Raw genomic sequence first — 16,059 nt, 5'->3', positions numbered from 1 at the left:
ATATCAATAAAAAGTCCGCTGTAATTATTTGCAGCGGACCTTTTTATATTTTCAAAGAATTTAATCCTCTTCCCGTTCTCCTAAAGACTCTTTCAGCTTGATCAGTTCAGCTTTTACAAACTCCAGGCGGTCGATCAGAGTAATGGTTTCGGAAATTTTACTGTTGGTGGTCAGAGCGATACGAGCTCCATCTAAGGTATATCCTTTTTCTTTTACGAGATGGTAGATCATCTGAAGATTTTTAATGTCTTCAGGAGTGAAATATCGGTTTCCTTTTCTGTTTTTTTTAGGCTTGATAATAGGGAATTCCTGTTCCCAGTAACGTATTAATGAAGTGTTTACATCGAATGCTTTCGCAACTTCTCCTATAGAATAATACAGCTTATCAGGTAAATTTATTTTCATTTTACAACTCCTAAACTTCAAAGATAAAAATTTTTTAAAGTTTCATCCAAAATATATTGTAAAAAGTGCGGTCAGACTTTGTTTTAAAGGAAAAATAAAGATGTAAAATCATCACAAAACAGCCATTTGGTCATCACAGAGAAGAAGAGCAGCTATTACCGGTTCTTTTTATCTAAATTTGTGAATCCTTAAGATATTTATCAATGAATCCGATCTCCGTTCTTCATATCGATCTTTTCCAGGCGGGTAAAAATATTTCAGATTTTTATTTTAACACGATGAAGAGTCATTTGGTGTTGGGACATCGTCATATAGAGAAGCCTCACAGGCATGATTTTTATGCAGCTGTTCTCTTTACCAAAGGAACAGGAGTGCATGAGATCGATTTTCAAAGATATGAAGTCTCTGAAGGAAGTCTTTTCTTCCTGTCACCGGGACAGATTCACAGCTGGGAGCTTTCGGAAGATATAGACGGTTATATTTTCTTTTGTTCCCAGGAATTTTATGAAATGCATTATGTGAATCAGAAACTCAGAAATTTTCCGTTTTTCGGATCCGTATCATTCCCGCGAAAACTACAATTGAATGCTCAGGAATTGAAGAAAAACATGAGTTTATTTAAAGAACTGGGAGAAGAGCATCAGGCTAAAAACATTATGAAAGAAGGCCTGATTTTATCACTAATGTCTCAGCTTTTTATTAATGCTGCAAGATTGTTTTCAAAAGATTTTGATACAATGGATTCTGCTGCCGGACTTTCTTATTTTAAACATTATCAGGATTTCGAAAATCTGATTGAACAAAACTTTACAAAACACAAGTCCATTACGCATTATGCCTCTTTGTTAGGTATTTCATCCAAACATCTGAACAGGATTGCCCAGACTGTTGTTCAAAAAACAGCAACTGATGTCATTACTGAAAGGGTAGTGCTGGAAGCCAAAAGAATGCTCATGTATCTCGACGAGAGTTTGGTGGAAATTGCCTTTAGACTGGGATACGAAGAATATTCCTACTTTGTAAGAGTATTCCGGAAAAGCTCCGGAATGACTCCCACGCAGTTTATGAGGAAATATAAGGCTTAATGAGTGTAAAGTTTAAAGTGTAAGGTTTAAGGTTCACAGTTTAAAGTTTAATGGAGAGATTGTTGTAAACCACCCCGTCAAAAATTCTTTGAATTTTTGCCACCCCTCCGGAGGAGGGGAATTAGGGAAATATCAACTACTTTTTCTGATCCAAACAACCTACCACCTACAACCTACCACCGATCACCTACCATCTGCCACCTAAAGAGCCAGCTTAAACGGTCCTTCAAAAGTAGTTTCAAACGAGTCTACCAACTGTCCCTTTTCATCAAACACTCCGATGACCATATTTTGTTTTGAGAATTTAATTTCGTCTTCAGGGAAGGAAATATTAATGTTTCCTTTCAGGATCTGATCTCCTTTCAATATAATTTTTTCAGAACCAAAGTAAGTGATCTCTGCATTTGTTGGAGTGATAACTTTAATGGTAAGCATCTTTTTCTCGTTTGATTTATTCAGAAGAGTGTAAATAAAGGTGTTTGTGATTTTTCCATTTTTAACAAAGAATGTTGACCCTGCCGGCTTGATGAATTTGGCTTCCATAGAACCACGGTCATACATTAAAAACCCAAGGAACCCAATTAACAATGCAAGGATAACAGTTGTGGCTTTCATTCTTGGCGTAAACCGGAATTTGTCCTGGTTTTCAATTTCTGCTTCCGTAGCATAACGTACCAATCCTTTAGGTAAGCCAACTTTCTCCATAACTTCATCGCAGGCATCAATACAGGCTGTACAGTTTACACATTCCAGCTGCTGTCCGTTTCTGATATCGATTCCCGTAGGACATACCACAACACATTGGTTACAGTCGATACAATCTCCTTTTCCTGCGGCTTTTCTGTCTTCATTATTTCTCCATTTTGCACGGCCTTCCCCTCTTTTAAAATCATAATATACATTGATCGTTTGCTTGTCGATCAATACACCCTGCAGTCTTCCGTAAGGGCAAACCAGCGTACAAACCTGCTCACGAAGCCATGCGAAAACAAAATAGAACGTCATGGTAAAGAAGATCATAACCATAAATTTCAGTGAGTTGGCTTCAGGTCCTTCACTCATAATACGGAAAACTTCTTCGTAGCCCACAATATACATGAACATAAAGTGAGAAATAATCAATGAAATTAAAAGGAAAACAGACCATTTTGTCAGTCTTTTTCTTATTTTCTCTGCATCCCATTCCTGTCTGTCCAGCTTCATCTGTTTATTCCGGTCTCCTTCGATCCAGTATTCGATTTTACGGAAGACCATTTCCATAAAAAGCGTCTGCGGGCATAGCCACCCACAGAATATTCTTCCGAAAACGACAGTAAATAACATCACAAAAATGACGGAGGTTACCGCCCCTAAAGCAAGAATAAAAAAGTCCTGCAGGTAAAACGGCTGTCCGAGAATAAAGAATTTCCTGTCGATGACATTGATCAGCAGAAAAGGATTATTATTGATCTTTACAAACGGCAGTCCGAAAAATAAAGCAAGAAGAAAATAGCTGGTGTAATTCCTGTAGTTGGTATACTTTCCTTTGGGCTTTCTGGGAAAAATCCACTTCCTTTTACCGGTTTCATCCATGGTTCCCACTGAATTTCTGAAATCTTCATTTTCAATTTCCAAAGACTTGATATTGTTGGACTCTGCGCTCATTGTTATATGCTATAAAAGTATTTTAGTACAATTTTCATCCTGACCAATCTTATTTTCAAATTGACTGTTCCATGAAAAAGTGATTGATTCTGTTACTGCAAAGCTCCGGATTATATCTTTTCATTACTAATATGATCTACTTCCAAAATAGGATAATTAGGACATTTTGTGTCTGTTGTTTTTATTGTATCAGAACGGGAAAATATTTTGAAACCTCTGGGTCATATCGTAAATTGCAGTCTTAAAAATGAAGCATGAAGAATATACTTAAAATAGGTATGATTGGTTTGGTTTTCGCATTGGTAAACTGTCAATCAGTAAATTATAGTAAAATGTTTTATGAGGGAGTGCAGCCGGAAAAGGTTTCGGACAAGTTCAGTTTCACAGAAGGACCATCAGCAGATAAAGAAGGGAATGTTTATTTCACCGATCAGCCTAATGATAAGATTTATTATTGGGACTGGAAAACCAATCAGGTGATAGAGTTTTTGAATAAAACAGGAAGGGCAAACGGAACACACTTTGACAAAGATGGGTATTTGATTACCTGTTCAGACGATCAGGGTGAGATATGGAAGATATCCAAAGACAAAAAAGTAGAAGTTCTGCTAAAAGGTTTCGAAGGAAAAAGGCTGAACGGCCCCAATGATGTCTGGAATGATGAATTTGGAGGAATGTACTTTACAGATCCTTTGTATGAAAGAGATTACTGGGTTGGTTTTAAACAGGAAATTCAACATAAAAGTCTTTATTACAGAGATAAATCAGGAAAAGTTACCCAATTAGAAACTTTCACCCAACCCAATGGTATTGTTGGGAGTGAAAAACTAAAGAAATTGTACTTATCTGATATTGATGCCGGAAAAACCTACGTTTATGATATATTGGGAGAAGGAAAATTATCTGAGAAAAAACTGTTCTGTGAAATGGGGTCAGATGGCATGACGATGGATAAACACGGAAACCTGTACCTGACAGGAAAAGGAGTGCATGTTTTCAACAGTTCCGGGAAGAAGATCTATCACATCCCGATTCCTGAAGACTGGACTTCCAATGTCACTTTTGGCGGTAAAAACAATGATATTCTTTTCATTACTGCCTCCAGGTCAGTGTATACTTTCCCTCTGAGAGTGAAAGGAATTAAATAATATTATGTCATTGCGGGGAGGGCAGATTGCTTCGTTGTTGTGCTCCCCGCAATGACAATAAAGTGTAGAGTGAAAGGTCTAATAAGCAATCTCCATTTTTACTTTCTTACCTTTCAGTTTTTCGTTCTGAAGCTTTCTTAAAAGGGCGTTCACTTTATTTCTGGAGACGGCAACATATGATGTAGTATCTTTTACTTCGATAATTCCTACATCTTCTTTTTGAAGCTCTCCTTTCTTTAGCAGATATCCTACAATATCCACTTTGTTTACTTTATCCTTTTTTCCTGCACTGATGTAAACCGTCTGGAAAGGTGTTTTTTGCGGAACTTTAGTGAATCCGGCAACGTTTTCTTCAGGAGTATTGTTTTTAATGAACGGGAAGTTTTCCTCTTCAGTCATGATCAGGTAGACAAAACCTTTGGCATTCATTCTTGCGGTACGTCCGTTTCTGTGAATGAAAGCATCTTCTTTTGGAGGAAGCTGGTAATGAACAATAGATTCTACCTCAGGAATATCAAGTCCGCGGGCAGCAAGATCCGTAGTAATAAGAATTCTTGCAGAATCATTACGGAATTTCAGCAGCGCACGTTCTCTTTCATCCTGCTCCATACCGCCATGGAAGGTTTCTCTGTCGATTCCCATCTGATGAAGAAGTTCAGAGATACGGTCTACAGCATCACGGTGGTTGCAGAAGATCAGGGTTCTTTTGTTTCCGATTTTACAAACCAGATTGAAAAGTGTATCCAGTTTTTCCTCCGGAATGGTCATCACTTTTCTCAGCTGGAGATCCGGTTTTACATCATTTTCTTTCAGGAAACTGATTACTTTTTCATCTTTTATGCCTGTAAAAGCCGGAATTTCATCCATAGCTGTGGCAGATGTTAAAATTCTTTGAGAAAGCCCTTTTAAAGAATTGGAAATAAATTCCATATCATCATGGAAACCCAGTTCCAGAGCTTTGTCGAATTCATCAAGAACCAGAGTCTTAATCGTTTTTGGATCAAAATTGTTATTTCTTAAATGATAAACAACTCTTCCCGGAGTTCCAATTAACACAGCCGGAGCTTCAATCAAATTGTTAACTTCAATTTTTTTATCATGTCCTCCATAGCATACAGAAACTTTAAAATCTGTTCCCATGGATTTAAAAACCTGTTCAATCTGTAAAGCAAGCTCCCTTGCCGGAACGAGTATCAATGCCTGAACACCCTGAACATTTTTTTTCAGATTTCTGAGAACAGGAAATAAAAAGGCCAGCGTTTTCCCGGATCCTGTAGGAGAGAGTAAGACAATGTCTGTATTGTTTTCAGACGCTTTATAAGTAGATTTCTGCATCTGATTCATATCCTGAATCTGCAGTTTTTGATAGATCGGCTGTAATTCCATGCTGCAAAGGTAGTGAATTTTGGAGTTTGAGGATTTAGAGTGGAAGAGTTTGAGGATTTGAGAGTAGGAGAGTTTGAGGATTTGAGAGTAGGAGAGTTTGAGAAGGATTGGAAAGTGTGGTCCTTCTTTAATTCTGTGTTCCTGTCATTCTGAATGAAGCGCAGCGAAATGAAGAATCTCACTTTGTCTTCTGTTTATTGATGCCTCTTGTAAATTTTCAGTGTATAATCAGTATGACAGCGGATATTGCTTTATTCTGAATGTAAGACGGTTAGTATTAGAATGTCATGCTGAGCTCAGTCGAAGCATACTTTAATCAAGGTATTGATTTTTAAATATATAAATTAAATATCAGAGTAGTAGAATCTATTGCTTATCTCAAATAAAAATAGTATCTTTGCACCCACTTTTGTGGCGAAAAGGTTTGAAGAGTAAATTACTTAAAATTAATTACTTCCGTATTTTTTAATCTGCATTTATTCAAACCGTTAAAAAAGAAGGAATACAAATTTATTAGAAAATGTCAAAAGAGACAAATTCAGCAGAGGTTTTATTAAACCAAAACGTAGCACCAGAACAATTTGATTGGGATTCATTCGAATCAGGTCTTGATGCAGATGCGAGAAAAGAAAAAAGCGATTTAGAAGAAATCTACAACGGATCATTAAACAACTTAGACGATAACGACGTTCTAATTGGTAAAGTTGTAAGATTAACTGATAAAGAAGCTATCGTAGACATCAACTTCAAATCTGAAGGTGTTATCTCTCTAAACGAATTCCGTTACAACCAAGGCCTGAAAGTAGGTGACGAGGTAGAAGTAATGGTTGACAAGAGAGAAGACAAAACTGGACAATTACAGTTATCTCACAGAAAAGCGAGAACACTTAAAGCTTGGGATAAAGTAAACGAACTTCACGAAACTGGAGAAATCGTTAACGGTTTTGTTAAATCAAGAACTAAAGGTGGTATGATCGTTGACGTTCACGGAATCGAAGCATTCTTACCTGGTTCTCAAATTGACGTTAAGCCAATTAAAGATTACGATCAGTTCGTAGGAAAAACTATGGAGTTCAAAGTTGTGAAAATCAACCCTGAGTTCAAAAACGTAGTGGTATCTCACAAAGCATTGATCGAAGCAGATATCGAAGGTCAGAAAAAAGAAATCATCGCTCAGCTTGAAAAAGGACAGGTTCTTGAAGGTACTGTTAAGAATATCACTTCTTACGGTGTATTCATTGACTTAGGTGGTGTAGATGGATTGATCCACATTACAGACCTTTCTTGGTCTAGAGTGAACCACCCATCTGAAATCCTTGAGGACGGACAAACTGTAAAAGTTGTAATCCTTGATTTCGATGATGAGAAAACAAGAATCCAATTAGGTATGAAGCAATTAGAAGCTCATCCTTGGGATGCTCTTTCTGCTGACTTGAAAGTAGGTGACAAAGTAAAAGGAAAAGTAGTAGTTCTTGCTGACTATGGTGCATTCGTAGAAATCGCTCCAGGTGTTGAAGGATTAATCCACGTTTCTGAAATGTCTTGGTCTACTCACTTAAGATCTGCTGGAGATTTCGTAAAAGTAGGTGATGAAGTAGAAGCTGAAGTATTAACTTTAGATAGAGAAGAAAGAAAAATTTCTCTTGGTATCAAGCAATTGTCTAAAGATCCATGGGAAAACATCGAAGCTAAGTATCCGGTAGGATCTCAGCATGTAGGAACTGTAAGAAACTTCACTAACTTTGGTGTATTCGTAGAGTTAGAAGAAGGTATCGACGGATTAATCTACATCTCTGATCTTTCTTGGACTAAGAAAATCAAGCACCCATCTGAGTTCTGCGCAGTAGGTGATAAATTAGACGTTGTAGTTCTTGAATTAGATATTCAGGCTAGAAGATTATCTCTAGGTCACAAGCAATTGACTGAAAACCCATGGGATAAATTCGAAACTAAATATGCTGAAGGAACTATCCACGCTGGTAAAGCTGTAGAAGTTCACGATAAAGGAGCTTCTGTTCAATTCGAGGATGCTGAGGTTGAAGCTTTCTGCCCTTCAAGATTATTAGAGAAAGAAGATGGATCTAAAATCAAAAAAGGTGAAGAAGCTCAGTTCAAAGTAATCGAATTCAACAAAGAATTCAAGAGAGTAGTAGTATCTCACACAGGTATCTTCAGAGACGAAGAGAAGAAAAACGTAAAAGAAGCTTCTTCTAGAAACGTAACTTCTTCTTCTAACAACGAAGAAAGATCTACTCTTGGAGACATCGATGCATTAGCAGAGTTGAAAAGAAAAATGGAAGAAGGTAAATAATCTTTGAACCATTATAATACATAAGAGCCGCTCATTCGAGCGGCTTTTTTTATGGCTATACGGCAAAGAACATAAAAGTGTAATAAGACATTAAAAAACAAAAACTATCGGGTAAAACAGTAAAAACAGATTTCCGTGGGTCAGAAATTTATATTCATTAAAATGACTTATAAAAAGAAAATGTTTGTATGGAAAAAAATTAAACATGTGGTAAACATAATGTGGTACGCATAAATATAATGCAGGATTCTCATGATTGATAAATATGTAAATTGATTTCAAAATGTTTTTCTTTATTTGTATTGATTTATGTTTATTTTTTAATATAAAAAGTATTAAAGTTATGTGAATTATTTGTAGATTAGCGCCTTTAATAATGGATATGAAAAACAAAGCTTTACCTATTTTATTTGCGGTATTTTCTGCATTTCCGACAATATTATTCGGACAGGATAATGAAAAACTGATTAAAGATTATATTTCTCAAAATAAAATAAGGGAATATAAAAAGTCTGATCTTAATAATATCATTGTTGATAATGTAGATCCGTCAAAATCATTGAATGGTAATGTTGTTAAATTTTTACAGACTTATAATGGTTTGCCAATATACAGCTCTGTAGGAACAGCATTGATTCAGGACAATAAAATTGTTTACTACACCGATAATTTTGTAAAAGATTATACTGCATCTACATCAGGTACTGCTGCTATCAGTAAAAGCACAGCGCTTCAGAAGATTGCTGAAGATCTGAAAAATCCTGAGATAGCAAACTTCACTATTCTTGAGTATCTTGAAAAAACTCAGAAGAAAGCGACTTCAGCCAATCAAAGATTGGTATATGCAAATGATGAGAGCGGAAACCTCCGTTTGGCATATGAATATACCTTAATGGAACCAAAGTCACCCAATTACTGGAATATTGTAGTAGATGCCAACAATGGAAATATCCTGTTGAAAAATAACCTTACACTATCTTGTAATTTTCATCATGATGCTTATTCATCCGATGCGGAATATACCCATGCCGATCATTTTGAAAATACCTTAGTGGGGCCTCAGAACAACATAGCACAGAATAATATTCCATTACTTCTGCCGGATAATGCATCATACAATGTGTTTCCATTACCTATTGAAGCGCCAACTTTTGGTTCAAGATCCATTATTACCAATCCCTGGATCCTGAGTGCTTCTCCTGAAGGATGGCATTCTGACGGAACCAATCATTACACGATTACAAGAGGAAATAACGTTTTTGCCTATGAAGATTCAGCTGGAACTGCTTTAACTGCACCTGATTATCTTACCGGAACCCCGGCAGACGGAGGGGCAACAAGAAATTTTGATTTCCCTTTTAACATCAATGAAACGCCGTTAAATAACAGAAATGCTGCCATTACAAATTTATTTTATCTGAATAACAGAATTCACGACGTTTTCTATAAATTTGGATTTACAGAATCTGCCAGAAATTTCCAGCAGAACAATTTTGGTAACGGACCTGTTGGAGGTGATGATGATTCTGTATACGCAGAGGCGCAGGATGGAAGCGGATTAAATAATGCGAATTTCTCTTCAGGGCAGGATGGTTATAATGGAAGAATGCAAATGTATCTTTGGTCCCCGGTTGGAAGAGTATTCTTCTATAATGCACCAAGTGCTGCTGTTTCCCGAACACCGGGAGCAGGAACTGCACAGTTCGGTAATCCATTACCAATGAACGGATTGACAGGAGATGTAGCACTTTCATCAGTTTTAGACGGATGTACGGCTTTACCTGCAAGCTCATTGACTAATAAAATAGGGCTTGTTGAGAGAGGAACATGTGCTTTTGCAGTAAAAGTGAAAAATCTTCAGGATGCCGGAGCTAAAGCGGCCATTATATATAACAACGCAGTAAATGGTTCTACTTTAGGAAATATGGCAGGGAATGACCCTACAATTACAATCCCTTCAGTATTGATTACCAATGCAGAAGGTGAATATATCAAAACTCACCTTGCAGCAAGTACAACAGTAAATGTTACTTTAAAAGGAAACCAGACTCCTGACGGAAGTTTTGATAACGGAATCGTAACCCATGAATACGGTCACGGAATATCCAACAGAATGACCGGTACCGGATACAACTGTCTGAATTCAGGCGTGAGTAAGGAACAGATGGGAGAAGGATGGTCTGATTTCTTTGCTTTAATGCTGACAAACAAAGCAGGAGATGATGCTACAGTAGCGAGAGGTACTGGTACTTATGCAATAGGTCAGCCTATAACTGGTGGTGGTATCAGACCTGCAAAATATTCTACAAACCTCGCTGTTAACGGATATACCTATGGAAATACAAACGGAATGGAATACAATAACGGATCAGCAGTTGTTCCGAATGTACACTCAATCGGTTTTGTTTGGGCAACCATGTTATGGGATCTTCACTGGAAATATGTTGAAAAATATGGTTATGCTTCAGATGTGTTGTCAACAACCCCTAACGGAAGCACAAAAGTACTACAGTTAGTAACAGATGCTCTTAAACTTCAGGGCTGTAATCCTAGCTTTATTGATGGAAGAAATGCAATATTGGCAGCTGAGATGGCAACTACTCAGGGACAGGATAAATGTATGATCTGGGGAGTTTTTGCAAGAAGAGGTTTAGGAGTGAATGCATCAGCAGGAGCTAAAAATAATATTAATGATCAGGTTCAGGACTTTAACGTTCCGGAAGCATGTTTATTGGCTACCAATGATGTAAAGGCAGATAAGAACAACAACATTTCTATCTATCCAAACCCTGCCAAAGATGAATTCTATATTAAATTCCCAAGCAATACTCTTGGAAAAGTAAGCGTAGAATTGTATGATATGTCTGGTAAACTGGTTTCTTCAGAAGATAAAATCTCACCGGATGCCAAGAAAGCAATTTCTACAAGCAACCTTGTCAGCGGAACTTATATGGTTAAAATCAAAGGACTAGGTTTCGAAGCTGCTTCTAAAGTAATGGTTAAAAAATAATTAACTTTTATAATCAATCTCAAAAATCGCCACAAGCTTTGCTTGTGGCGATTTTATTTATCTATCACTATAACACTGCTGAATGATTTAATTTATATGTTGTACCTTTGCAGGCTGTTAAAAAAATTATGAAGAAGAAAAATATACTAAAAGGTGTTTTATTTGTAGGGATTGGAGCTAGTATATACGGTATGTTGGCCACTTTTGTAAAAATGGCTTATCAGGATGGCTTTACAACCTCAGAAGTAACTACTTCCCAATTCGTATTAGGTTTGACGGGACTTTTGATCCTGAACTTTATTCAGACCCTAACCTCAAAACAGAAATTATCGGTGCCCAATTCTAAAGAAGTAAGAATGCTCTTGCTTGCAGGAACTTCTTTGGGCGGAACAAGTTTATTCTACTATATTGCCGTGCAATATATCAATGTTTCCATTGCTATTGTATTATTGATGCAGTCGGTGTGGTTCAGTGTGGTGGTGGAAAGTATTCTAACTAAAAAACTTCCCAATACAAGAAAAGTGGTTTCTGTGGTTATTGTTTTGTTGGGAACGGTTCTGGCAACCAATCTTATTAATATGGAAATAGAGCTGGACTGGCATGGAGTATTCTGGGGGCTGATGGCAGCCGCTTCCTATACTTTAACAATGTTCACCTCTAATACGCTGGCTACTCATCTTCCGGTTTTCAGAAAGAGTATTATTATGCTGGCGGGTGGTTCAGTTGTCGTTTTTGCATTCTTATTCTTTGCCCAGATAGGGCCTATGTATTTTGATGGCTTAAAATCATTATACCTGAATTTTACTGATAATACAGAACATATCCATTCATTTAATTATTCAATATTTCTCACGTATGGATTTGTACTGGCGCTTTTTGGAACTATTATTCCGCCTATCTTATTCAATGTTGGGTTTCCCAATGCGGGATTGGGTCTTGGAAGTATCGTTTCATCGCTGGAACTTCCGGTTTCCGTTACCATGGCTTTCGTTTTGCTGGGAGAGAAAGTATTTTTCATTCAGTGGGTAGGAATTGCCTTGATTCTTTTTGCAATTGTTTTAATGAATTTACCTTCAAAACAGGAAAAAGAAGTTTCAATGGCATAATGGTCTGAAAAATATTAACTAAAAATAACAGTTAAAACCGTTCCTTTTGGAGCGGTTTTTTTAATTTTAATCTTTAAATAAACGTTTTATGAAATATTTCAGAAATATAATGACCGCTTTTGCTTTAACGGTCTCCGGTTTTATATTTTCACAGGTAAAACCTCTGGATGCAATGCTGTCTGATTATCAATATCCTTACGAAGTTCATTTTCTTAATTTCAAGTCTCAGGGCGAAGATTTGAAAATGGCTTATATGGATGTAAAGCCGCAAAAACCCAACGGAAAAACGGTCATGCTTCTCCATGGCAAAAACTTTAATGGAGCGTACTGGGAGAGAACAGCAAAAGACCTTTCTGTTAAAGGATTCCGGGTAGTGATTCCTGATCAGATAGGATTTGGAAAGTCTTCAAAGCCTCATGCTTACCAATTTTCTTTTTCACAGCTTGCAGAAAATACAAAAGCGGTCCTGGATGAACTGAAAATTGACAAAACCATCGTATTGGGACATTCAATGGGAGGAATGGTGGCTACCAGATTTACATTACTATATCCTGAAAAAGTACAGAAACTGATTCTCGAAAACCCGATCGGACTGGAAGATTATAAAACTTTTGCAGCCTACCAGACCATTGATCAGGCTTATCAGTCTGAACTTAAAAATACAGCCGAAACGTATAAAAATTATCAGCTGAAATTCTATTATGACAACAAATGGAAAGAAGAATATCAGCCCTGGCTAGACTTAATTGCAGGATGGACTCTTCATAAAGATTATCCTCAGGTTGCATGGGATGCAGCGCTTACTTCGGATATGATTTACAATCAGCCGGTATGTTATGAATTTAAAAATATAAAAGTTCCGACATTGCTTATTATTGGAACAAGAGACAGAACAGCAATAGGAAAGGACAGAGCTCCTGAAGAACTTCAACCTAAAATGGGGCAATATCAGGAATTGGGAAAGAAAACCCAACGTGAGATTGCAGGCTCAAAGCTTGTCGAGATTGAAAATGTTGGGCACCTTCCGCATATCGAAGTATATCCTAAATTTTTTCAAGCACTGTATGATTTTATACAATAAATTAATTTTAAAATATAAAATATTGGAAACATTAAGTTTTTGCAAGTGAGTAAAATAATAAGCTTTATATACATTTTGCTTAATTTTTCATCTTTGATGAAACTTACCTAATCTTATCACCTTCATTAAACTTAATGTTTCAAAATCAATTCTTTTTGTTCCCAAACAGCAATAAAGTACCAACTCCAATTCCAGAAAACAGGACACACGCAATTCCCAGATTTTGTATCAGTCCAATACTCACCAATCCTAAACCTATCAGAACATAATAAATTAATCCTAATAAAGCCCCGGCGCTTCCTGTTTCATTTTTATAATGAATCAATGCGGTGCTTAAAATATTGGGAATTGCAATGCTGAATGCCATCACAATAAAGAAGTAGGGAATTACAAAATAAATTCCTGTACCTGTCAGAATCCAGACAAAAACAGAGGCAGCCAATGCGGAGAATGTACTTGCTTTGACTAAATATTCAGACCGTATATTCTTCAATAACAAAAATCTGTTAAGCTTTGCTCCCGCGAAGGTACCGCCAGCCAGTATCATACTGCTGTACCCGAAAACATAAGAGGAATAATGATTTTCTTTAAAAATAAACGGAGCCAGTGAATAGTATGAAAATAACAAGACATTAAAGCTCATAATCAGTAAGCAGCACTTGATGATGCTCTGATCATGCAGCATCCGTTTCAATAAGCTGATCAATGTGTTTAAGTTGATGGATTTCTTTACATGATAAGTTTCAGAAATTTTCTGTCTGGAAAGTAGTAAAAAAAGTATACTCAAGATACATAATGTAATAAATACGCTCTGATGTCCGCCGGAGGAAGCCAGTATTGACCCTGTAACCATTCCGATTACCGGACTGATGGACAAGCCTATTCCGATCCAGGAAAATACTTTGCTGAGATTATCTTTGTCAAAAGTATCTCTTAAAATGGTTTGTGTTACGATGGAACCCACGGAAATTCCGAATGCAGAAATAATCCTGGCTCCCAGAAGAACCATAAAATCAGGAGCGAAAACAGCAGCCAGCGTTCCTGCTCCATAGGTAATGAGACCATATTCCAATGATTTTTTCCTTCCGATCCTGTCGCATTGCACTCCCCAAAATGCCACACCCAGTGCAAATGCGATAAAATATAAACTGATTGTTAAGGTAACTGTTTCTTCATGTACTCCAAACTGTTCCTGTACCATTGGCAAAACAGGACTATAGATGGTTTCCACAAACTGTGGAAGCATCACAAGCAGAGTCAGCAGCCAGATAGGATTTGTCTTTTTCATTTTTTTTCTGCAAAGTTTCCAAAAAATCAATGTATATTTATAATGATATAAAAACAAAAAATATCAAAAATAGGACATGGCTGTACTGGAACAAAACAACGTCTTTGATGCTGATTCAATCCCGGAAAAAGTAGTTGGAATAACCTCTGATATGGTGATGCATGACTCCGGTTTTCATTTTCATACAACGAAATCTCAGCTGTTGTATGCGCCATCAGGTTGTATGACGGTTACTACTTCTGACAGGCAGCTGGTTCTTCCTCCATTCAGAATGCTTTGGATTCCTCCCCATGAAGTTCATCGTGTGAATTTCAGAAATATTGTATCCTACAGATCCATTTATTTTGATGAAAAATATTCCCAAAGATATATGAATCCTGATCTGAAAGTTCTTCATGTCAACGCCTTGTTAAAAGAAATTATTGAAAGAATTTGTTCCTGGGAATGGTCAGGGTTGAGGCAGCATCAAACTAATCTTTTAAAAGTATTCTGGGATGAACTGAGTAAAGCTCCGGAAGAAAAACTGGAACTTACAATGCCGCAGGATAAGCGTTTTACGAAAATAGCTGAAGAATGGACACTGCAGAAATCTATGCCTCCAATGCTGAAAGATTTTGCAGAAAAAACAGGAGCGGTGGAGAAAACGATCAGCCGTATTTTTAAAAAAGAAACGGGATTGTCGTATCAGGATTGGAGACAGCAATGGAGGTTACAGCGATCAATTGAACTTTTGGTGGAAGGTAATTCAATAGGAGAGGTGTCGCATATCCTTGACTTTTCATCAGACAGTGCTTTTATTGAGTTTTTCAAAAAACAGACAGGCTCCACACCTTTGCAGTATCTCATGAAGAATGAATAGTCCTTTTGTACAGCTGATAAAAAGTACGATTGTTAACCTTGTCAAGGTTCGCAACCTTGACAAGGTTAATGTCATACAATATTTCTTGTCCTATGAAAAGTCCGGATTATAGTAAATTTCATAAAATTGTACTACCAATACAATAATTTTATGAAAACTATTAATACAAATAGTGTTGAGAACTACGTACATACCCTTGGGGTCAACACGACTGCTGATAAAGTGTATCAGGCTTTAACTGATGAAATTCCTCTTTGGTGGACTGAATTGTTTGAAGGTTCATCTTCGGAGGTTGGAAATCTTTTTACCATAAGATTTGGAGACAACATTCACAAAACAATGCGTGTGAAAGAATTAACTGCCAATACAAAAATTGTCTGGTCGGTTGAAGATTCACTGATTGCCCTTCCTGAATTAAAGAACCAGACTGAATGGGTCGGAACAACAATTGTTTGGGAAATAGAGGAAAAAGACGGTGGTAGTCGGATAAAATTAACACATATCGGTCTGAACCCCAATATTGAATGTTATGAGATCTGCTCCAATGGCTGGCTGCAATTTCTCGGCAGCCTGAAAAAATTTTTGGTAACCGGAGAAGGAGCTCCCTATAAAAAGTAAAAATATGACTAGTCCTGAAAAACTGATACAGATTATAGTACAAAAATAAATAATTAAACCAGAGTAATTTTACTATTGCTTTGGTTTTTGTTTTTATAGGTTTTCATTTTAATTTGTG

The 16,059-nt window shown here is 36.9% G+C and carries 12 protein-coding genes; 8 read left to right on the top strand and 4 right to left on the bottom strand.

Annotated elements, in window-relative coordinates:
* Positions 1-60: 60 nt before the first annotated feature.
* Positions 61-405 carry a MerR family transcriptional regulator gene (locus FFS26_RS14350; protein WP_062671077.1) on the bottom strand — a complete coding sequence of 115 codons (345 nt, stop codon included), beginning with the start codon at positions 403-405 and terminating at the stop codon, positions 61-63.
* A gap of 203 nt (positions 406-608) precedes the next feature.
* Between FFS26_RS14350 and FFS26_RS14345 the strand changes: the two genes are divergently transcribed.
* Positions 609-1,490 carry an AraC family transcriptional regulator gene (locus FFS26_RS14345; RefSeq protein ID WP_110009316.1) on the top strand — a complete coding sequence of 294 codons (882 nt, stop codon included), beginning with the start codon at positions 609-611 and terminating at the stop codon, positions 1,488-1,490.
* Positions 1,491-1,691: 201 nt separating this feature from the next.
* On the opposite strand, the gene ccoG is transcribed toward FFS26_RS14345, so the two are convergent.
* Complete coding sequence (gene ccoG / locus FFS26_RS14340; protein ID WP_137905344.1) at positions 1,692-3,134, bottom strand: cytochrome c oxidase accessory protein CcoG; 1,443 nt, start codon at positions 3,132-3,134, stop codon at positions 1,692-1,694.
* 254 nt (positions 3,135-3,388) lie between these two features.
* Here ccoG and FFS26_RS14335 point away from each other — a divergent pair, with 254 nt between their 5' ends.
* Positions 3,389-4,282: an SMP-30/gluconolactonase/LRE family protein gene (locus FFS26_RS14335; protein ID WP_137905343.1), complete on the top strand. Its 894-nt coding sequence runs from the start codon at positions 3,389-3,391 to the stop codon at positions 4,280-4,282.
* Positions 4,283-4,360: 78 nt separating this feature from the next.
* Here FFS26_RS14335 and FFS26_RS14330 read toward each other — a convergent pair whose 3' ends face one another.
* A complete protein-coding gene (locus tag FFS26_RS14330; protein ID WP_110009491.1) occupies positions 4,361-5,668 on the bottom strand; it encodes a DEAD/DEAH box helicase in 1,308 nt (435 codons plus the stop codon).
* Positions 5,669-6,188: 520 nt separating this feature from the next.
* Between FFS26_RS14330 and rpsA the strand changes: the two genes are divergently transcribed.
* The 4 genes from rpsA to FFS26_RS14310 all read left to right on the top strand — a co-directional run bounded on the left by rpsA (position 6,189) and on the right by FFS26_RS14310 (position 13,176).
* Complete coding sequence (gene rpsA, locus FFS26_RS14325) at positions 6,189-7,979, top strand: 30S ribosomal protein S1 (protein WP_137905342.1); 1,791 nt, start codon at positions 6,189-6,191, stop codon at positions 7,977-7,979.
* Between the two features lie 382 nt (positions 7,980-8,361).
* Positions 8,362-10,989 (top strand): T9SS-dependent M36 family metallopeptidase, encoded by a 2,628-nt coding sequence (locus FFS26_RS14320; RefSeq protein WP_228449440.1) that lies wholly within the window; start codon positions 8,362-8,364, stop codon positions 10,987-10,989.
* A gap of 128 nt (positions 10,990-11,117) precedes the next feature.
* A complete protein-coding gene (locus FFS26_RS14315; RefSeq protein ID WP_110009488.1) occupies positions 11,118-12,095 on the top strand; it encodes an EamA family transporter in 978 nt (325 codons plus the stop codon).
* A gap of 88 nt (positions 12,096-12,183) precedes the next feature.
* A complete protein-coding gene (locus tag FFS26_RS14310) occupies positions 12,184-13,176 on the top strand; it encodes an alpha/beta fold hydrolase (protein WP_137905340.1) in 993 nt (330 codons plus the stop codon).
* A gap of 145 nt (positions 13,177-13,321) precedes the next feature.
* Here FFS26_RS14310 and FFS26_RS14305 read toward each other — a convergent pair whose 3' ends face one another.
* Positions 13,322-14,464 (bottom strand): MFS transporter, encoded by a 1,143-nt coding sequence (locus FFS26_RS14305; RefSeq protein WP_137905339.1) that lies wholly within the window; start codon positions 14,462-14,464, stop codon positions 13,322-13,324.
* A gap of 76 nt (positions 14,465-14,540) precedes the next feature.
* Between FFS26_RS14305 and FFS26_RS14300 the strand changes: the two genes are divergently transcribed.
* Both FFS26_RS14300 and FFS26_RS14295 read left to right on the top strand, forming a co-directional pair.
* Entirely contained in the window at positions 14,541-15,323 is a 783-nt protein-coding gene (locus tag FFS26_RS14300) for an AraC family transcriptional regulator (RefSeq protein ID WP_137905338.1), read from the top strand.
* A gap of 150 nt (positions 15,324-15,473) precedes the next feature.
* Complete coding sequence (locus tag FFS26_RS14295) at positions 15,474-15,941, top strand: SRPBCC family protein (protein WP_110009485.1); 468 nt, start codon at positions 15,474-15,476, stop codon at positions 15,939-15,941.
* The last annotated feature ends 118 nt before the right edge of the window (positions 15,942-16,059 follow it).

This window comes from Chryseobacterium sp. 2VB (assembly GCF_005503635.1).
Classification (GTDB): domain Bacteria; phylum Bacteroidota; class Bacteroidia; order Flavobacteriales; family Weeksellaceae; genus Chryseobacterium; species Chryseobacterium cupriresistens.
This window is presented reverse-complemented; position numbering and strand designations above follow the sequence as displayed.